Consider the following 18766-nt stretch of genomic DNA (forward strand, 5'->3'; position numbering starts at 1 on the left):
TCGACATCTCAAGAACGGGCAGCCCGTGCGCGACCACTCCTCGCCCAAGGCAGGGCGGCCGACCACCGCCGTGCCGCTGGTCGGCGCCCAGCGCTCCGCGCCGCAGCGGGACGACCGGCCCGGACTCGCCGAGCGGCTCGGGTACCTGGAGGCGGCCACCCGTCGGATCAACGGCTCGCTGGACCTCCGCACCACGCTGCGCGACCTGGGCCGTTCGATCGTGCCGGCGCTGGCGGACGCCGCCGTGGTGCACCTGCGCGACCCGCTGCCGCCGGTGGAACGCGACCCGGGGCCGCCCGCCGCGCTGCGCCTCCACCACGGCCACGGCACCCGGCTCGGCCGGCGCTCCCGGCTGTGCCGGCTCGTCCCCGGCGGCCCGCTCGCCCGGATGCTCGCGGGCCCGGCGCCGTACGGGCCCGCGGTGCTCGGCACCCCGGCCGCCGACCGGCTGCGACCGCTGCTCACCGAGCTGTACGGCGCCCGTACCCTCGGCCGGCTCGCCGCCGGGACGGCACTGCTGCTCCTGCCGCTGCGCGGGCGCAAGGCGGTGCTCGGCCTGCTGCTGCTGATCCGCCGCCCGGGCAAGGCGGGCCCGGCCCGCTTCGAACCCGCCGACACCGCGATGGCCCGCCACCTGGCCACCCAGGCCGGCCTCGCCGTGGACACCGCACTGCGCTACGCCCGGGAGTTCGAGACCGCCCGCGAACTGCAGCGCCGGATGCTGCCCGCGCACCTGCCGCAGCCGCACGGGGTGCGGCTCGCCCACCGCTACCTGCCCGGCGAGCGCGGCGCCCAGGTCGGCGGCGACTGGTACGACTCGGTCGAACTCCCCGGCAACCGGGTGGCACTGATCGTCGGCGACGTCATGGGCCACTCGCTGACCTCCGCCGCCGTGATGGGCCAACTGCGCACCAGCGCGCAGACCCTGGCCGGCCTCGACCTGCCGCCGCACGAAGTGCTGTACCACCTCGACGAACAGGCCCAGCACCTCGGCGCCGAACAGCACCTGGCCACCTGCGTCTACGCGGTCTACGACCCGATCGCCAACCGGGTGGTGGTGGCCAACGCCGGCCACGTGCCGCCGGTGCTGATCGGCCCGGACGGCACCGCCGAACTGCTCGACCTGCCGCCGGGCGCGCCGATCGGCGTCGGCGGCGTCGACTTCACCTCCACCGAGCTCCCGGCGCCGCCCGGCTCCGCCCTGCTGCTCTTCACCGACGGGCTGGTGGAGAGCCGGCGCCGCCCCCTGACGATCGGCCTGGAACAGTTGCGCGCCCGGCTCGCCGCCGCCCACCGGCACTCCCCCGAACACGTCTGCCAGGAGGCGCTGCGGGTGCTGCCGCCGGGCGAGCGCGCCGACGACATCGCGCTGCTCGCCGCGGCCTTCGACGGCATCCCGGCCGAGGACGTCTCCTACTGGTACCTGCAGCCCCGGCACGAGACGCCCGGCCGGGCCCGCCGCCTCGCCGCGCACGCGCTGCGCCGCTGGGGGCTGGAGGAGCTGTCGGAGACCACCGAGCTGATGGTCAGCGAGCTGGTCACCAACGCGATCCGCCACGCCACCCGGCCGGTGACGCTCCGCCTGGTACGGACCTCGCGGCTGCGCTGCGAGGTCGGCGACGACAGCCCCGCCCTGCCCCGGGCCCGCCGCGCCGGTCCCGACGACGAGCACGGCCGGGGTCTGCAGATAGTCGCCCGGTGCGCCGACGACTGGGGTGCCACCCGGCTCGGCGCGGGCAAGGTGGTCTGGTTCGAGCAGCGCCTCCCGACCCGCTGCCGCGCCGTCCCCACGCAGGCCCGGGACTCGGCGTAGCACCACGCGCCCCTGACGTCGACCATGGGGCAACCTTCGACGACGACTCCTAGGGCCGCTCGAACTCCGGGTGGGTCTGGACGAGTTCGCCGAGGGTGGCGGCCAGGTCGGGGCCGAGGACGGCGTGGGCGAGGGGCGGGGTGCGGCGCAGCGCGAGGACGGTGCGGAGCACGTCGGCGTGGTGGAGCAGCCGCAGCGAGTCCAGGTACTCGCGCTGCTCGGCGGCGCGCCCCGCCTCCCCGGCCGTGCGCCACGCGGCGAGCAGCGACTTGACCACGGTGAACATCATCCGGCGGCCGCGGACCAGCTCCGGGCGGGCATTGAGGCCGAAGACGTCGATGGTGGCCTCGCCCTTGGCGGTGAGCGGGTCGTAGGCGCCGGACTCCAGGTAGAGCACCAGGTGTTCGGCCGGGTCCTCGCGGGCCGGGTCGACCAGCAGGTGCTCGCCGGTGACCGGGTCGCAGGGGAAGCGGTCGCGCTTCTGGTTGCTGTTGCAGTGGGCGCAGGCGAGCAGGTGGTTCTGCCAGTCGAAGGTGCGCAGCGGGTCGCGGGCGATCGGCTCGAAGTGGTCGATGTCGGTGCCGAGGTTGTCTCCGCAGTACATGCAGCGTTCCAGGCCGGGGGCCATCCGGCGGAGCATCAGGCGGAGTTGTGCCTTGGGCTGGCGGGCGGTGCGCCAGGCGGCGCGGCCGGCCGCGGTGGTCGGGCCGGCGGTGCGGATGGCGGCGGTGCGGCGGGCCAGCTCGGCGGCGAGGGCGGGGGCGAGCGGCGGGCGCTGCAGCGGGATCACGGCTGGTCGCCGAGCAGCCGGGCGGCGAGCTCGTCCGCGCGGGCGCCGAGGGAGCTGTTGAGTTTGGCGCCGAGGCGCCGGTAGGCGTCGAGTTCGGCGCTGGTGGCGCGGCCGGAGTAGAGCTTGCGCTCCAGGCGGATCAGCAGGCGGCGCTCGGCCTCGGCGGCGGCGGAGTAGACGCTGGGCAGGCCGAAGAGTTCGGAGAGCGCGGTGTCGTCGCCGCTGCCGTACAGGACGCGTTGGTGCAGGTCCTCGTCGAGGACGCGGGGTGCCTCGGCGGTGCCGGGTGCGGCGAGGCGGACGAGGGTGCCGGGGTCGGCGGCCTGGCAGACGTACGGGCTGTGGGTGGCGACCAGGAACTGCGTCTGGGGGAAGCGGGTGGTGAGCCAGCCGCCGATCTGCTGCTGCCGGACGGGGTGCAGGTGGAGGTCGACGTCGTCGATCAGGGCGATGCCCGGGCGCGGCACGGTGGTCGCGCCGTCCGCGGGCTCGGTGCCGGCGTCCCCGGCGAGGGTGCAGACGATCGCGGCGAGGGCGGCGGTGCCGCTGCCGAGTGCGGCGAGCGGGCGGGCGGGGCCGTCCGGCGGGGCGACCAGGGCGCGGCCGGGGTCGGTGATGCGCCAGCCGGCGGGGAGCAGCCCTTCCGCGAGCAGGGCGGCGGCGGCCTCGGTGAGGGCGGCGGGCGGGGTGCGGTCGGCGCCGAGGTGGTGGGCGCGGGTGCGGCCGGGGCGGGCCGAATCACCGGTGCTGGTCCAGTGGCCGATGCCGGGCAGGTCGACGGTGCCGGGGGCGCCGTCGGCGGGCTCCGGGCTGCCGGGGGCGCCGAGGGCGCGGGCGAGGGCCTGCAGCAGGGTGGTCTTGCCGGAGCCGTTCGGCCCGGCGAGGACGGTCCAGCCGGGGCCGGGGTCGACGGTGAGGTCGGCCGCGCGCGGGCCGTCGAAGCACCTGAGGCCGGTCACCCTGATCCGCGACACGTACACGTGCCCACCCCCTTCGTTCGGATCTTCGAGGGAGGTATGCCCAACGCGCCGTGCCGCGATGCCGACGGGGGTGCGGCAGCGGCGGAGCTACTCGACGATGCGGACGGGCAGGTCGCGCAGCGCCTTCTTGAGGGTGGCGGCGAAGCGGTCGTACTCGTCGCTGCGGGCGGAGCCGGGGCGGGCGGCGAGGCCGATCCGGCGGCCGGGGGCGGGGGCGGCGAAGCGGACGGCGGCGATCCGGTCGGAGCGGCCGGCCTCGACGTCGAGCGCGGTGGCCGGCAGCAGGGTGGTGCCGAGTCCGCCGGCGACCAGCTGGACGAGGGTGGAGAGCCCGGCGATCCGGGTGGTGCCGGCCGCGGTGTCGGCGCCGACCTCACGGCAGATGTCGAGGGCCTGGTCGCGCAGGCAGTGACCCTCTTCGAGGAGCAGCACGTCGAGGTCGAGCAGGACGTCCCGCGGGACGTCGGTGCGGCCGGCGAGCTCGTGGCCGGGCGGGGTGACCAGGACGAAGTCCTCGTCGAAGAGCGGGATGTCCCGGGTGGGTGCGGCGCCGCCGGCGGGCAGGGCGAGCAGCAGGACGTCGAGCCGCCCGGCCGCGAGCCCGTCCAGCAGCGAGGGGGTGCGCTCCTCGTGGACGTGCAGTTCCAGGTCGGGGTAGCTGTCGCGGACCAGCCGCAGCACGGCGGGCAGCAGGTAGGGGGCGACGGTGGGGATCACGCCGAGGTGCAGCGGCCCGGTGAAGGGCCGGCGGGCGGCCTCGACCGTCTCGGTGAGGGAGTGCAGCGAGCCGAGGACGCGGCGCGCGTGCTCGGCGACGCGCTCGCCCAGCGGGGTGATGATGACGCGGCGCGTCGTACGCTCGACGAGCTGGGCGCCGAGTGCGTCCTCCAGTGCGGCGACCGCGCCGGACAGGGCGGGCTGGCTGGTTCCGGTGGCGGCGGCGGCCTCGCGGAAGTGCCGGTGCTCGGCGACGGCGACGAAGGCGCGCAGCTGGGCGACGCTGGGGGTGCGGGGCTTGCCGTGGTGCTGGGCAGTACTGATAGCTCTCTCCGATCAGATGCGACGAGTCTAGCTATTTCCCCGATCAGTCCATGGTGTGCGAGGGTGGATGGCGTCCGAATGCGTCGAACCATAGGCAATTCGGGCACTTTCCCTCATATCTCAAACCAGGAGAAGCGAACGTGCTCACGATCGGTGACAAGTTCCCCGAGTTCGAACTCAACGCCTGTGTCGACCTCGACGCCGCGAACGCCTTCGCAGAGATCAACCACAAGACCTACGAGGGCAAGTGGAAGATCGTCTTCTTCTGGCCGATGGACTTCACCTTCGTCTGCCCGACCGAGATCGCCGCGTTCGGCAAGCTGAACGAGGAGTTCGCCGACCGCGACGCGCAGATCCTGGGCGTCTCCGGTGACTCCGAGTACGTGCACCACGCCTGGCGCAAGGACCACAAGGACCTCCGCGACCTGCCGTTCCCGATGCTGGCCGACGTCAAGCACGACCTGATGCGCGCCTGCGGCGTCGAGGCCGCCGACGGCACCGCCCAGCGCGCGGTGTTCATCGTCGACCCGAACAACGAGATCCAGTTCGTCATGGTGACCGCCGGCTCCGTCGGCCGTAACCCCAAGGAGGTCCTGCGGGTGCTCGACGCCCTGCAGACCGACGAGCTGTGCCCCTGCAACTGGACCAAGGGCGAGGACACCCTCGACGCCCAGGCCCTGCTGGCGGGCTGACCGATGGCCCTCGACGACCTCAAGGCCGCGCTCCCCGGCTACGCCAAGGACCTCAAGCTCAACCTGAGCGCGGTCATCGGTAACTCCGACCTCCCTGCGCAGCAGCTCTGGGGCACGGTGCTGGCCTGCGCCATGGCCACCCGCTCCCCCGCCATGCTGCGCGAGCTGGAGCCGGAGGCGAAGGCGAACCTCAAGCCGGAGGCGTACGACGCCGCCAAGGGCGCCGCCGCCGTCATGGGGATGAACAACGTCTACTACCGGACGCTGCACCTGCTCTCCGACAAGGAGTACAGCAGCATGCGGGCCGGCCTGCGGATGAACATCATCGGCACCCCGGGCGTCGAGAAGGCCGACTTCGAGCTGTGGTGCTTCGCGGTCTCCGCGATCAACGGCTGCGGTCAGTGCCTGGACTCGCACGAGGCCGTCCTCAAGAAGGCCGGTGTCGAGCGCGAGGTCATCCAGGCCTCGATCAGGATCGCCTCGGTGATCCAGGCGGTCGCCGCCACCCTCGACTCCGAGGCCGCGATCGCGTCGATCTGAGGACGCACCCGCGAACCCGCCAGGGGCGCCGGGGAACTGCGCGCGGCGCAGTTCCCCGGCGCCCCTGGCGTCATTTCTGGCGGGCGTTCTCCAAGGCCTCGAAGACCTCCAGACCGGCGGCGTTGCGGCGGCGGAGGTGGGAGACGACGGTGTTGGTCACCGCGATCAGCGGGACGGCCACGATGGCGCCGCCGATGCCGCCGACGATCGAGCCCGCGGCCACGCCCAGCACCACGGCGAGCGGGTGGACGGCCACCGCGCGGCCGAGGATCAGCGGCTGCAGCAGGTGCCCCTCGATCTGCTGGACGGCGACCAGCACCACCAGCACCATCAGGGCGGTGAACGGCCCGACGGTCACCAGCGCGATCAGTACCGCGATGGTGCCGGTGACCAGGGCGCCGACCAGCGGCACGAAGGCGCCCAGGAAGATGATCACGGCCAGCGGCATGGCCATCGGCACGCCGAGCAGCTGGATGCCGATGCCGATGCAGAGCGCGTCGATGAAGGCCACGAAGACCGTCCCGCGCACGTAGGCGGTGAGGGTGGCCCAGGCCTTGGGGCCGGCGCCGGCCATCGCGTAGCGGGAGTGCCGGGGCAGGCAGCGCAGCGCCCAGGACCAGATCCGGGCGCCGTCGTACAGCAGGAAGAACGTGGTGAAGGCGGCGAGCACGACGCCGGTGAGCACCTCGACGGCGATCGTGACGCCGGTGAAGCCGGCCGAGGTGATCTGCTCGGAGTTGCTGCCGATGGCGGTGGAGATCTGCCGGGCGAAGTCGTTGATCTGCTGCTGCGTCAGGTGCAGCGGGCCGGTCACCAGCCACTCGCGGAGCTGGTTGACACCGTCCTGGACCTTGCCGGTGACGGACTCCAGGTTGCTGGTCACCTGCCAGACCACGAACCAGCCGACCAGGCCGATGCCGGCGATGCCGCTGAGGAAGGTGCCGGCGGCGGCCAGCGAGCGGGGGACGCCGAGGCGCTTCAGCCAGGAGACCGTCGGCTCCAGCAGGGCGGAGATCAGCAGGGCGGCGAGCACGGCGAAGGCGACCAGCCGCAGCATGTCGACGACGCGGAAGACCACGTAGAGGGCGACGCCGAGGAGCAGCAGCCGCCAGGTGGACTCGGCGGCCACCCGCAGACCCCACGGCACCGCCTCGACCGGGGTGGCCGGGCGGCCGGGGTTGTGGATCTCGCGGACGATCGGGGGCAGCCGCTCGGGTTCGGCCTGCCGCGGCGCCGGGACGTGGTCGGCCGTCGCGTCCCCGCCGTCCGCGGGGGCGAAGGCGTCGGCGTGGGCGGCGGCCCGGCGGCGTCGCTCCAGTGCGGCCCACACGCCGGCGGCGACGGCGCCCGTTCTGGCGAGCGCCTTGAGCATCCTGCGGTCCCGTGTCCCGTCGGCTCTGTCCGCTGCCACGTCGGCGCCCTCCCCGTTCGTCCTGTCCGCCAGACGGTACCCGCCCGGGGTGCCCGGGGTCCCGTCCGCCCCGGCGCCCGTCCGCTGCACAGAAGATGACGAATCAACGTGAAACGGATGGTTTCGGACGTCTTCGAGCGGGGAGGACACCGGACAAAGGACCATCTGCCGGCGGACCGGCCGGTGCCGGAGGTCCAGGACCCGCTCCGGCGCCCCGCGTCCGCATCGAGCCGCACCGCCCGTGAGCGCCCTGGTCAGCGCCGCCCGGGCGGCGCGGCCCGCCCGGTGTCCGCGGCACGCGGAAGGCCCCCGACCTGAACGGTCGGGGGCCTTCGGCGCACGAGGGTGCGGCAGGATCAGTACCAGTGGTGGGACTGCCAGAACGACCAGGCGCCGCAGGGGCTGCCGTAGCGGCTGTTCATGTAGTTGAGACCCCACTTGATCTGGGTCGCCGGGTTGGTCTTCCAGTCGTCGCCGGCCGAGGCCATCTTCGAGCCCGGCAGCGCCTGCACCAGACCGTACGCGCCGGAGGACGCGTTGGTGGCGGTGTAGTCCCAGCCGCTCTCGCGCTTCACGATCTCGCTGAAGCAGGAGAACTGGTTGGCGTCGCCGATGATCTGGGCGGCCATCGCCTGGACCGAGCCGGCCGGGACCGCGGCGAGGGCGGTCCGCGCGGCAGCGCGGTTGGCGGCCTCTTCGTCGGCCTTGCGCTTCGCCTCTTCGGCGGCCTTGGCGGCCTTCTCCGCGTCGGCCTTGGCCTGCGCGTCGGCGGCGGCCTTCTGGCGCGCTGCCTCCTCGGCCGCCTTCTTGGCGGCCGCGTCGGCGGACACCTGCTGGGCGCTCGCCTGGCGGGCGAAGTTGTCGCTGATGGTCTGCGCCTGGGCGCCGGAGGGCACGTCGGCGAGCAGCGTGGCGCTCGCGACGTCGACCGTCTGCGTGGTCGTGCCCTCGCTGCCCGAGGCCGCGCCCACGACCGCACCGACAGCGGTGACGGCGGTGGCGGAGGCCACAGCAACTCCCCGGACCGAGATCCGAGTCACATGGTTTCCTTCCGGCGGCGACCGCGCGTGACCGTACGGGCGCAACATGCCCCTTGCCGCTCGCCTCCGTCGGTGCTGGTCACGGGAGACACTGGCCCGACTGCCGGGCCGAGCGGACTCGGAACGGCGTGGTGAACGGGCGGCGTACGGCTCATCGGTGTTCAGTTGTGCGCCCGCCGACCGGAGTTGCCGGGCGTGATTCTGCCGTACGCGGGGCCTGACAGAACCCTCACCATGCCGCACCGGGACGTGTCTACGCAATTCCCGGTTGCGTGGCGGATCTCACAATCTTCGCGAGCTGGGCTTTTGTCCGGAAGGTCGTCGACGACCCGTCCGATCCGATGACAGATCGAGGGGCCTGCCGCTATGCGGCAGGCCCCTTGACGGTCATTCATACTGATTTGTCCGCTTTTGTCGCTGCGGCACCTACGGCTGGATGTCCTCCAGCATCTCGGTGACCAGGGCCGCGATCGGCGAGCGCTCCGAGCGGGTCAGCGTGATGTGGGCGAACAGCGGATGCCCCTTCAGCTTCTCCACCACCGCGACCACGCCGTCGTAGCGGCCGACCCGCAGGTTGTCCCGCTGGGCGACGTCGTGGGTGAGGACCACCCGCGAGCCCTGGCCGATCCGGGACAGCACCGTGAGCAGGACGTTCCGCTCCAGCGACTGCGCCTCGTCCACGATCACGAAGGCGTCGTGCAGCGAGCGGCCGCGGATGTGGGTGAGCGGCAGGACCTCCAGCATCCCGCGGGAGATGACCTCCTCGACCACGTCCGGGGTGGTGACCGCGGAGAGGGTGTCGAAGACGGCCTGCGCCCACGGGCCCATCTTCTCGGCCTCGCTGCCGGGCAGGTAGCCGAGCTCCTGGCCGCCGACCGCGTACAGCGGGCGGAACACCATCACCTTGCGGTGCTGCTGGCGCTCCAGCACGGCCTCCAGGCCGGCGCACAGGGCCAGGGCCGACTTGCCGGTGCCGGCCCGGCCGCCCATCGAGACGATGCCGACCTCGGGGTCGAGCAGCAGGTCGAGGGCGACCCGCTGCTCGGCGCTGCGGCCGCGCAGGCCGAACGCCTCGCGGTCGCCGCGCACCAGGCGCACCCGCCCGTCGTGGGTGACCCGGCCCAGCGCCCGGCCTCGCTCCGACTGCAGGACGAGTCCGGTGTGCACCGGCAGTTCGGCGGCGCCGTCGACGTCCACCGCGGCGTCGTGCGGCGCACCGAACAGCGCGTCGACCTGGTCGCCGGGGACGTGCAGCTCCGTCATGCCCGTCCACCCGGAGGTGATCGCGAGCTCGGCCCGGTACTCCTCGGCGAGCAGACCGACCGAGCTGGCCTTGATCCGCAGCGGGAGGTCCTTGGAGACGACGGTGACGTCGTACCCCTCCGCCTGCAGGTTGCGGGCGACCGCCAGGATGCGGGTGTCCGCCTCGCCGCCGCCCGCGCGGTAGCCGGCCGGCAGGATCGACGGGTCGGAGTGGTTCAGCTCGACCCGGATCGTGCCGCCGAGCTCGCCGACCGGGATCGGCTCGTCGAGCCGGCCGTGGCGGATCCGGTAGTCGTCGAGGAGGCGCAGCGCCTGGCGGGCGAAGTAGCCCAGCTCCGGGTGGTGCCGCTTGGCCTCCAGCTCGGTGACCACGACCACCGGCAGGACGACCTCGTGCTCCTCGAAGCGGGTCATGGCGAGCGGGTCCGCCAGGAGCACGCTGGTGTCGAGAACGTACGTGCGCCGGTCTGGTGTCCGGCGGCTCTTGGAACTGACCACTAGGCCTCCAGAGCGGATGACCCAGCGTCACCCGCGGCTCACCGGTCCCCGCGACCCCGGTGGCCGGGGTACCGGTCTGACCGGTATATGCCCCGGTGGCGGCCCCTGCATACCCCCGGGCGTGAACTCCCGGATCACAACAGGAGCACGTTTTGGGGTCTTGGCCTGCGGGTATTTCGTTTGACCCGGCGTCAGTGCCGTCCGGCCGGAGGACTCAGAGGCCCATGCGTCGGTTGCGCAGCTGGAAGTCGCGCAGTGCCCGCAGGAAGTCGACCTTGCGGAAGGCCGGCCAGTACGCCTCGCAGAAGTAGAACTCGCTGTGGGCGCTCTGCCAGAGCAGGAAGCCGGAGAGCCGCTGTTCGCCCGAGGTGCGGATGACCAGGTCGGGGTCGGGCTGGCCCTTGGTGTAGAGGTGCTCGGCGATGTGCTCGACGTCGAGGATCTCGGCGAGCTGCTCGATCGAGGTGCCGCGGTCGGCGTGCTCCTGGAGCAGCGAGCGGACGGCGTCGGCGATCTCGCGGCGGCCGCCGTAGCCGATGGCGACGTTGACGGTGACGCCCTCGATGTGGGCGGTGTCGTGGGCCGCCTCCTTGAGCACCTGGGAGGTGCGCGGGGGCAGCAGGTCGAGCGCGCCGACCGGGTTGATCCGCCAGCGGCGGGCCTCGGCGAGGCCGCGGACGGCGTCCTCGATGATGCCGAGCAGCGGGACGAGCTCCTCGGCGGGCCGGGAGAGGTTGTCGGTGGAGAGCATCCACAGCGTGACGACCTTGACGTGGGTCTCGTCGCACCAGCCGAGGAACTCGCTGATCTTGTCGGCGCCGCGCTGGTGGCCCTGGGCGGTGGTGCCGCCGGTGGCCTTCGCCCACCGGCGGTTGCCGTCGAGGATCACGCCGATGTGGCGCGGGGTGTTGTCGAGGTGGACCTCGACCCGGCGGCCGTACAGCCGGTAGGCGTTGTCCAGCAGGATCCGCAGACCCGGCGTGCGCTCGACGACATCGCGCAGACCCATGTTCCTCGGCCCCTCCGTGCTCGTTCGCCGCTCGCCCACCTGCTGCGGAATACCTGGCGCAGCCTACTCCGGACGTGTGCGAGGAGGTAAAGCCGCAGGTACCGATGGGGTCACGGCTTCGCCCCGGGAGCGTCCCGGGGCCGGGCGGGCCGCTCGGACACGATCCGGTCTCCGCTTCCTTAAGCCAGCCGTAAGGCGGCGTAAAGCCGCCGCCCGCTTCTTGACGCCCGGCATTGGTCTAGTCCAGCTTGTGAGCGAGGGCACACCGGAGCCTTCCCCGTACCTCCGCGGCCCCAGCCGTCCCTCCCCCACGCGGAGCCGCCGCGCCCCCCACCGCGGCGGCTCCCCCTCCTCCTTCCTTCCAGGAGCCCGCCCATGGCCCGTCACCTCGCGCAGCCGTCCCACCGGCGGCGCCGCTCCAAGCTCCCGGCCGCAGTCGCCGCCGGCACCACGGCCCTCGCCCTGGCCGGCGCCGGCCTGGCGCTGACCGCCGGCGGGGCCGGCGCCGCCGTCGGCAACCTGGTCACCAACGGCGGTTTCGAGGCCGGCAACCTGTCCGGCTGGACCTGCACCGGCACCGCGAGTGCCGCCTCTTCCCCGGTGCACGCCGGCTCGTACGCGCTGAGCGCCGCACCGAGCAGCTCCGACACCGCCGAGTGCACCCAGACCGTCAGCGTGCTGCCGAACACCAGCTACACCCTGGCCGGCTTCGTGCAGGGCCCGTACGTCTACCTCGGCGCCCGCGGCACCGGTTCGACCGACCCGTCGACCTGGTCCAGCCTCAGCAGCTGGAACCAGCTGTCCACCACCTTCACCACCGGCGCGAGCACCAACAGCATCACGCTGTACGTGCACGGCTGGTACGGCCAGGGCGCCTACAACGCGGACGACATCACGCTGACCGGCCCGGGCGGCACCGCCTCCCCGAGCTCCTCGCCGACCTCGCCGAAGCCCAGCACCTCGGCCTCGCCGTCGTCCTCGCCGACCTCGTCCCCGACCTCCTCGCCGACGAGCTCGCCGACCTCCAGCCCGACCTCCTCGCCGACGCCGCCGAACGGCAACCTGCCCAAGCACGTGCTGACCGGCTACTGGCAGAACTTCGACAACGGCGCCCCGGTGCAGAAGCTGCGCGACGTCCAGAGCGCGTACGACATCATCGCGGTCTCCTTCGCGGACGCGACGGGCACGCCCGGCGCGATCAGCTTCACCCTGGACCCGGCGCTCTCCTCTAAGCTCGGCGGCTACACCGGCGCCGACTTCAAGGCGGACATCGCCGCCAAGCACGCGGCCGGCAAGCGCGTCGTCCTCTCGGTCGGCGGCCAGAACGGCGCGATCAGCGTCGCCAACGCCTCCGCCGCGACCAACTTCGCCAACACCGCCTACGCGCTGATCCAGCAGTACGGCTTCGACGGCGTCGACATCGACCTGGAGAACGGCGTCGACCCGACGTACATGTCGCAGGCGCTGCACACCCTGCAGTCCAAGGTCGGTGCGAACTTCGTCCTGACCATGGCCCCGGAGACCATCGGGATGTACAGCACCTCCGGTGCCTACTTCCAGCTGGCGCTCAACACCAAGGACATCCTGACGGTCGTCAACACCCAGTTCTACAACTCGGGCGGCATGAACGGCTGCGACGGCAAGGTCTACACCCAGGGCACCGTGGACTTCATCACCGCCCAGGTCTGCACCCACATCCAGGGCGGCCTGCGGCCGGACCAGGTCGGCATCGGCGTCCCGGCGTCCAGCCAGGCGGCGGGCGGCGGCTACGTCAACTCCACCGTGGTCAACAACGCGCTGGACTGCCTCGCCACCGGCACCCACTGCGGCAGCTTCGTCCCGCCGGCGAAGTGGCCGACCATCCGCGGCGCGATGACCTGGTCCACCAACTGGGACCTCAAGAACGGCAACGACTTCTCCACCAACGTGGGCGCCCACGCCCACGCGATGCCGTAACCCGCACGGGGCGCGCCGCCTCCTGAGGGTGGGGGCCGGCGCGTCGCTCAGGAGCCCGCCGTACTGCTGGGGTACGGCGGGCTCCGCCCATGTCCGGGGCGCCCCCGACGGGACGCCGACCACGCGTCAGGCCGCGGCCAGCACCGCGAGCAGGGCGCCGGCGAGCAGCGGCGGCCCGAACGGCAGGGCGTCGCCGCGGCCCGCCCGGCGGGTCAGCAACAGCGCCGCGCCCCACACCCCGCCGAGCAGGAAGGCCGCGAAGACCCCGCCGGCCACCGCGCCCCAGCCGTACAGGCCGAGCACCGCACCGAGGCTCGGCGCCAGCTTGGCGTCGCCGAGGCCGATCGGCAGCAGCAGGGCGAGCCCGCCGTACAGCAGGCCGAGCGCCACCGCGGCCAGCAGACAGCGCAACAGCACCGCCGGCCGGTGGTCGGCGATCGGCAGCAGCACAACGGTGCCGGCGAACAGCGGCAGGGTCAGGGCGTCCGGCAGCCGCAGCACGGCCGCGTCGACGAAGCCGAGCACCACCCCGAACAGGCCCACCCAGCAGAACAGCGCGGCGCTGCCGGCGTCCGCCGCCGTGCCCAGCGCGGCGCCGACGGCGGCCGCCACCGCCTCCACCGCGCCCGGACGCGGCCCGGTCTCCGCCCGGCCGCAGCCCGCGCAGCGGCCGGTCGGCCACCTCCCCCACCTGCCCGCCGGACAGCACTGCCGCAGCGGCTCCCCGTACGGCACGGCATGGCGCACCGCGGCGGCCCGCAGCAGCGGTGCGGCGGCCAGCCCGAGCAGCGCGCCGGCCCATGGCCCGATCATCCCGTCCCCCCTCCTCGGTCCTCCCGATCCTGGCGCGATCCTCGCGCAGCCGACGCGGCCTGTGGCGTGGAACACGTGATGATCCCCGTAACGGCGCCGTAAAGTAGGCAGGCATGCAGGTCATCCAGTCCAGCAAGCTCGCCAATGTCTGCTACGACATCCGTGGCCCGGTGCTCGACGAGGCGATGCGGCTGGAGGACCAGGGCCACCGCATCCTCAAGCTGAACACCGGCAACCCGGCCGCCTTCGGCTTCGAGGCTCCGCCGGAGATCCTCCAGGACATCCTGAAGAACCTCTCCTCCGCGCACGGCTACGGCGACTCCAAGGGCCTGCTGTCCGCCCGCCGGGCCGTGGTGATGCACTACGAGGAGCGCGGCCTGCACGGCCTGACGGTCGAGGACGTCTTCCTCGGCAACGGCGTCTCCGAGCTCATCCAGCTGGCGATGACCGCCCTGCTCGACGACGGCGACGAGGTGCTCGTCCCCGCCCCGGACTACCCGCTGTGGACGGCCTCCGTCTCGCTGGCCGGCGGCACCGCCGTGCACTACCGCTGTGACGAGCAGTCCGAGTGGTACCCGGACCTCGCCGACATCGAGGCCAAGGTCACCGACCGGACGCGGGCCATCGTGGTGATCAACCCGAACAACCCCACCGGTGCGGTCTACCCGCGCGAGGTGCTGGAGGGGATCGTCGAGATCGCCCGCCGGAACCGGCTGGTGGTCTACGCGGACGAGATCTACGACAAGATCCTCTACGACGACGCCGAGCACGTGCCACTGGCCACGCTCGCGCCGGACCTCTTCTGCGTCACCTTCAACGGCATGTCCAAGTCCTACCGGGTCGCGGGCTTCCGCTCCGGCTGGATGGTGCTCTCCGGCGACCGGCACCGTGCGGCCAGCTACATCGAGGGGCTCACCGTGCTCGCCTCGATGCGGCTGTGCGCCAACATGCCGGCGCAGCACGCGGTGGCCGCGGCGCTGGGCGGCCGGCAGTCGATCAAGGACCTGGTGCTGCCGGGCGGACGGCTGATGGAGTCCCGGGACACCGCCTACCGGCTGCTGAACGAGATCCCCGGCATCAGCTGCGTGAAGCCGAAGGGCGCGCTGTACGCGTTCCCGCGGCTGGACCCGCAGGTGTACAAGATCAAGGACGATGCGCAGATGGTGCTGGACCTGCTGCGGTCCCAGCGCATCCTGGTCGTCCAGGGCACCGGCTTCAACTGGCCCGACCCGGACCACTTCCGGCTGGTCACCCTGCCCCGCCCCGAGGACATCGCCGACGCCGTGACCCGCATCGGCGAGTTCCTGAGCGGCTACGCCCAGCCGTAGCCGGCGAACGGACGCTCAGGGCCAGCCAAGAGGGGCGCGGGGATCTGCGCAATCCGGGATCGGTTCACCTCCCGGGTGCGGGCACTTGTGCTTGGCCCGTACCTCAAGGTGGTCCAACCCCTCATTGCGCAGTTCCCACGCGCCCCTTGTGCCTTGCCTTTCAGAGCGAAGCGTTCGAGCAGCGCCGCCCCTCGGTGAGGAGGAGGGGCGGCGCTCCCTCAAACCCGGGCCTCAGCCCAGGCGCTTCACCAGCGCGCGGTACTCGTCCCAGAGCTCGGTCGGCGTGTGCTCGCCGAACATCTCCAGGTGGGACGGGACCAGCGCGGCCTCCTGGCGCCAGATGTCGGCGTCCACGGAGAACAGCAGGTCGAGGTCGGCCTGCGGGATGTCGAGGCCGGTGAGGTCGAAGCCGTCGACCTCGGGCAGCACGCCGATCGGCGTCTCGACGCCCTTGCCGGTGCCCTCCAGGCGCTCGACGACCCACTTGAGCACCCGGCTGTTCTCGCCGAAGCCCGGCCAGATGAACTTGCCGTCGCTGTTCTTGCGGAACCAGTTGACGTAGTAGATCTTCGGGAGCTTCGAGGCGTCGGCCTCGGCGCCGATCTTCAGCCAGTGGGCGAAGTAGTCGCCCATGTTGTAGCCGCAGAACGGCAGCATCGCGAACGGGTCGCGGCGCAGCTCGCCGACGGTGCCCTCCTGGGCGGCGGTCTTCTCGGAGGCGATGTTGGCGCCGAGGAAGACGCCGTGCTGCCAGTCGAAGGACTCGGTGACCAGCGGGACGGCGGTGGCGCGGCGGCCGCCGAAGAGGATGGCCGAGATCGGGACGCCGGCCTGGTCCTCCCACTCGGGGGCGATCGTCGGGCACTGCGCGGCCGGGACGGCGAACCGGGCGTTCGGGTGGGCGGCGGGGGTGCCGGACTCCGGGGTCCAGTCGTTGCCGCGCCAGTCGATCAGGTGCGCCGGGGGCTGCTCGGTGAGGCCCTCCCACCACACGTCGCCGTCGTCGGTGAGGGCGACGTTGGTGAAGACGGTGTTGCCCCAGAGGGTGTCGATGGCGTTGGCGTTGGTGTCGACGCCGGTGCCGGGGGCGACGCCGAAGAAGCCCGCCTCGGGGTTGATGGCGTAGAGGCGGCCGTCGGCGCCGAAGCGCATCCAGGCGATGTCGTCGCCGATCGTCTCGACCTTCCAGCCCGGGATGGTGGGCTGGAGCATGGCGAGGTTGGTCTTGCCGCAGGCCGACGGGAAGGCCGCCGCGATGTACTTGGCCTCGCCACTCGGCGGGGTGAGCTTCAGGACGAGCATGTGCTCGGCCAGCCAGCCCTCGTCGCGGGCCATGGTGGAGGCGATGCGCAGCGCGTAGCACTTCTTGCCGAGCAGGGCGTTGCCGCCGTAGCCGGAGCCGAAGGACCAGATCTCGCGGGTCTCCGGGAAGTGCGAGATGTACTTGGTGGAGTTGCAGGGCCACGGCACGTCGGCCTCGCCCTCGGCCAGCGGGGCGCCGACGGTGTGCACGGCCTTGACGAACTCGCCGTCCTCGCCGAGCTGGTCGATCACGGCCCGGCCCATGCGGGTCATCACGCGCATGGAGACGGCGACGTAGGCGGAGTCGGTGATCTCGACGCCGTACGCGGCCAGCGGGGAGCCGACCGGGCCCATGGAGAAGGGCACGACGTACATCGTGCGGCCCTTCATCGAGCCGCGGAAGAGGCCGTTCTCGCCCGCGAAGACCTCCCGCATCTCGGCGGGGGCCTTCCAGTTGTTGGTCGGGCCCGCGTCCTCCTCCTTCTCGGAGCAGATGTAGGTGCGGTCCTCGACCCGGGCGACGTCGGTCGGGTCGGACGCGGCGTAGAACGAGTTCGGGCGCTTCTCGTCGTTGAGCTTCTTGAAGGTGCCCTGGGCGACCAGCAGCTCGGCGAGGCGGTGGTACTCCTCCTCCGAGCCGTCGCACCACTCGACGCGGTCGGGCTGGGTCAGCTCGGCGATCTCGGCGACCCAGTCCAGCAGCTGCTGGTGGCGGGTGGGCGCGGACTCGGCGAGCGCAGACTTCAGAGGCGACACGTTCGCTCCGTTTCACACCATCTCGGCCAGGAGACGGCATCGCGGGGGTTTGAGGGTGGTTACACGGTAGCCCCGTACACCACCCCCCTTTGGTGCAGTTCGTAGTACGGTCCGACATTCTTACGCCGTAATGTCCAAGACATTGGCCGCGAGCGAGCGATTTCGGCCGCACCGGGACCGGCACTGAGACGTGGGTAACACTCCAGAATGTCCAAAAGTGATGATCGCCACTGACTACTTGGCAGTAACCTACGGTTCCGTAAGATGCTGCGCATGACTGCTGCGGACCTCACTGCGGACCTCGCCGCCGCCGGCGAATCCCTGAAGCCCAAGTGGCGCGGCTGGCTGCACGCCGGCATGTTCCCCGCCTCGCTGGCGGCCGGGATCGTCCTGATCTGTCTGGCCGACTCGACGGCCGCCACGGCGGCGTGCACGATCTACTCGGTGACCGCCTGGCTGCTGTTCGGGGTGAGCGCGGTCTACCACCGCTTCACCTGGGGCCCGCGCGGCGAGGCGATCCTGCGCCGGCTCGACCACGCCAACATCTTCCTGATCATCGCGGGCACCTACACCCCGTTCACCATCCTGCTGCTGGACGGCGCCCGCCAGCAGATGCTGCTGTGGGCGGTGTGGGGCGGAGCACTGCTCGGCATCGCGTTCCGGGTGTTCTGGGTGGGCGCGCCGCGCTGGCTCTACACCCCGGTCTACCTGGCACTCGGCTGGGCCGCGGCCTTCTTCCTGCCGGACTTCCTGCGCACCGGCGGCGCCGCGGTGCTCACCCTGATGATCGTGGGCGGCGGCCTCTACAGCCTCGGCGGCGTGGTCTACGGCCTGAAGCGGCCGAACCCGTCACCGCGCTGGTTCGGCTTCCACGAGGTCTTCCACGCGTTCACCCTGGGCGCGTTCATCGTCCAGTACGTCGGCGTCTCACTGGTCGCGTACAGCGCGGCCGGCTGAGGGCGCCCGCAGCTCCAGACGCTCCTGGGCCCGGCGGCAGCGCTCACAGTGCGCCGCGCCGGGCCCCTCGCCGGTCGGCCGGGGGTGCGCCTTCGCCCGGAACCTGCGGCCGACGTGGGCCATCACCAGCAGCGTCTCCGCCGCGGCCACGATCCAGACGGCCCGCGGCCCGCCGGCCAGGTAGCCGACGATGACGGCCAACGCGGCCGACACGCCCACCACTGCACCCCAGAACTGTGCGCTCCGCAGCGCCATCGACTCGCCTCCCACCGCATGACCGATCGTCAGATACTCCTCCCCGCCTACGGTGACATGCTCAGAGCCCCCGGAGGCTAACTCCGCGTCAACACTGCGGCAACACCTCGTGCCAACCGGACGTTCCGCCTCCGAAACGTCCGCCCGGCGTTCACGGGCAAGGGCGGGACGCACACGGAACGCCCGCGGCGGACCCGGACGTGCCGACGGGCGGCCCGTCCGGTCGTCGACCGGACGGGCCGCCCTTGGGGGGCGCACCCTCGGGGCTACCGCCGGGCGCCACGCCGGCGGACGGCCAGCCCCGCCCCCGTCAGCACGGTGG

At 72.5% G+C, this 18766-nt stretch carries 16 protein-coding genes; 6 read left to right on the forward strand and 10 right to left on the reverse strand.

Features of this window, described 5'->3' with window-relative positions; genetic code table 11:
• Positions 1 to 25: 25 nt before the first annotated feature.
• Positions 26 to 1813, forward strand: a complete 1788-nt coding sequence (locus tag KSNIM_RS15790) for an ATP-binding SpoIIE family protein phosphatase (RefSeq protein ID WP_263103844.1) — start codon at positions 26 to 28, stop codon at positions 1811 to 1813.
• Positions 1814 to 1862: 49 nt separating this feature from the next.
• Here the strand turns inward: KSNIM_RS15790 and KSNIM_RS15795 are convergent, their stop codons facing one another.
• The 3 genes from KSNIM_RS15795 to KSNIM_RS15805 all read right to left on the reverse strand — a co-directional run bounded on the left by KSNIM_RS15795 (position 1863) and on the right by KSNIM_RS15805 (position 4624).
• Positions 1863 to 2603, reverse strand: a complete 741-nt coding sequence (locus KSNIM_RS15795; protein WP_263103845.1) for an HNH endonuclease — start codon at positions 2601 to 2603, stop codon at positions 1863 to 1865.
• Positions 2600 to 3562, reverse strand: coding sequence for an AAA family ATPase (locus KSNIM_RS15800; protein WP_263103846.1), 963 nt, complete (start codon positions 3560 to 3562; stop codon positions 2600 to 2602). The genes KSNIM_RS15795 and KSNIM_RS15800 overlap by 4 nt, the downstream gene beginning before the upstream one ends.
• 108 nt (positions 3563 to 3670) lie before the next feature.
• The gene (locus KSNIM_RS15805) at positions 3671 to 4624 is read right to left on the reverse strand and encodes a LysR substrate-binding domain-containing protein (RefSeq protein WP_263107983.1); all 954 of its coding nucleotides are present in this window, start codon (positions 4622 to 4624) and stop codon (positions 3671 to 3673) included.
• Between the two features lie 140 nt (positions 4625 to 4764).
• Between KSNIM_RS15805 and KSNIM_RS15810 the strand changes: the two genes are divergently transcribed.
• Positions 4765 to 5316: a peroxiredoxin gene (locus KSNIM_RS15810; protein WP_263103847.1), complete on the forward strand. Its 552-nt coding sequence runs from the start codon at positions 4765 to 4767 to the stop codon at positions 5314 to 5316.
• Positions 5317 to 5319: 3 nt separating this feature from the next.
• A complete protein-coding gene (locus tag KSNIM_RS15815; protein ID WP_263103848.1) occupies positions 5320 to 5856 on the forward strand; it encodes an alkyl hydroperoxide reductase in 537 nt (178 codons plus the stop codon).
• A gap of 70 nt (positions 5857 to 5926) precedes the next feature.
• On the opposite strand, the gene KSNIM_RS15820 is transcribed toward KSNIM_RS15815, so the two are convergent.
• From KSNIM_RS15820 to KSNIM_RS15835, 4 genes are all read right to left on the reverse strand, one after another.
• Positions 5927 to 7267: an AI-2E family transporter gene (locus tag KSNIM_RS15820; RefSeq protein ID WP_411543723.1), complete on the reverse strand. Its 1341-nt coding sequence runs from the start codon at positions 7265 to 7267 to the stop codon at positions 5927 to 5929.
• A 356-nt stretch (positions 7268 to 7623) separates the two neighbouring features.
• On the reverse strand, positions 7624 to 8307 hold the full coding sequence (locus tag KSNIM_RS15825; protein WP_263103849.1) for a lytic transglycosylase domain-containing protein: 684 nt from the start codon (positions 8305 to 8307) through the stop codon (positions 7624 to 7626).
• Positions 8308 to 8733: 426 nt separating this feature from the next.
• A complete protein-coding gene (locus KSNIM_RS15830; protein ID WP_263103850.1) occupies positions 8734 to 10068 on the reverse strand; it encodes a PhoH family protein in 1335 nt (444 codons plus the stop codon).
• Positions 10069 to 10282: 214 nt separating this feature from the next.
• On the reverse strand, positions 10283 to 11077 hold the full coding sequence (locus tag KSNIM_RS15835; protein WP_263103851.1) for an isoprenyl transferase: 795 nt from the start codon (positions 11075 to 11077) through the stop codon (positions 10283 to 10285).
• A 375-nt stretch (positions 11078 to 11452) separates the two neighbouring features.
• On the opposite strand from KSNIM_RS15835, the gene KSNIM_RS15840 reads away from it, so the two are divergent.
• On the forward strand, positions 11453 to 13033 hold the full coding sequence (locus KSNIM_RS15840) for a chitinase (RefSeq protein ID WP_263103852.1): 1581 nt from the start codon (positions 11453 to 11455) through the stop codon (positions 13031 to 13033).
• A gap of 126 nt (positions 13034 to 13159) precedes the next feature.
• On the opposite strand, the gene KSNIM_RS15845 is transcribed toward KSNIM_RS15840, so the two are convergent.
• Positions 13160 to 13846 carry a prepilin peptidase gene (locus tag KSNIM_RS15845; protein WP_263103853.1) on the reverse strand — a complete coding sequence of 229 codons (687 nt, stop codon included), beginning with the start codon at positions 13844 to 13846 and terminating at the stop codon, positions 13160 to 13162.
• A gap of 113 nt (positions 13847 to 13959) precedes the next feature.
• On the opposite strand from KSNIM_RS15845, the gene KSNIM_RS15850 reads away from it, so the two are divergent.
• Entirely contained in the window at positions 13960 to 15174 is a 1215-nt protein-coding gene (locus KSNIM_RS15850) for a pyridoxal phosphate-dependent aminotransferase (RefSeq protein ID WP_263103854.1), read from the forward strand.
• Positions 15175 to 15405: 231 nt separating this feature from the next.
• On the opposite strand, the gene KSNIM_RS15855 is transcribed toward KSNIM_RS15850, so the two are convergent.
• Positions 15406 to 17232: a phosphoenolpyruvate carboxykinase (GTP) gene (locus KSNIM_RS15855; RefSeq protein WP_263103855.1), complete on the reverse strand. Its 1827-nt coding sequence runs from the start codon at positions 17230 to 17232 to the stop codon at positions 15406 to 15408.
• Between the two features lie 273 nt (positions 17233 to 17505).
• Between KSNIM_RS15855 and trhA the strand changes: the two genes are divergently transcribed.
• Entirely contained in the window at positions 17506 to 18189 is a 684-nt protein-coding gene (gene trhA / locus KSNIM_RS15860; protein WP_263103856.1) for a PAQR family membrane homeostasis protein TrhA, read from the forward strand.
• Here trhA and KSNIM_RS15865 read toward each other — a convergent pair.
• Positions 18160 to 18444 carry a hypothetical protein gene (locus KSNIM_RS15865; RefSeq protein ID WP_263103857.1) on the reverse strand — a complete coding sequence of 95 codons (285 nt, stop codon included), beginning with the start codon at positions 18442 to 18444 and terminating at the stop codon, positions 18160 to 18162. The genes trhA and KSNIM_RS15865 overlap by 30 nt on opposite strands.
• Positions 18445 to 18766 lie beyond the last annotated feature (322 nt).

It is taken from the genome of Kitasatospora sp. DSM 101779, assembly GCF_025655475.1.
In the GTDB taxonomy this organism is placed as follows: domain Bacteria; phylum Actinomycetota; class Actinomycetes; order Streptomycetales; family Streptomycetaceae; genus Kitasatospora.

Bases quoted from the DNA above. Each gene is read 5' to 3' on its own strand.
- KSNIM_RS15845 (WP_263103853.1), bottom strand. From the start codon at position 13,846: ATGATCGGGCCATGGGCCGGCGCGCTGCTCGGGCTGGCCGCCGCACCG.
- KSNIM_RS15815 (WP_263103848.1), top strand. From the start codon at position 5,320: ATGGCCCTCGACGACCTCAAGGCCGCGCTCCCCGGCTACGCCAAGGAC.
- KSNIM_RS15865 (WP_263103857.1), bottom strand. From the start codon at position 18,444: ATGGCGCTGCGGAGCGCACAGTTCTGGGGTGCAGTGGTGGGCGTGTCG.
- KSNIM_RS15835 (WP_263103851.1), bottom strand. From the start codon at position 11,077: ATGGGTCTGCGCGATGTCGTCGAGCGCACGCCGGGTCTGCGGATCCTG.
- KSNIM_RS15840 (WP_263103852.1), top strand. From the start codon at position 11,453: ATGGCCCGTCACCTCGCGCAGCCGTCCCACCGGCGGCGCCGCTCCAAG.
- trhA (WP_263103856.1), top strand. From the start codon at position 17,506: ATGACTGCTGCGGACCTCACTGCGGACCTCGCCGCCGCCGGCGAATCC.
- KSNIM_RS15850 (WP_263103854.1), top strand. From the start codon at position 13,960: ATGCAGGTCATCCAGTCCAGCAAGCTCGCCAATGTCTGCTACGACATC.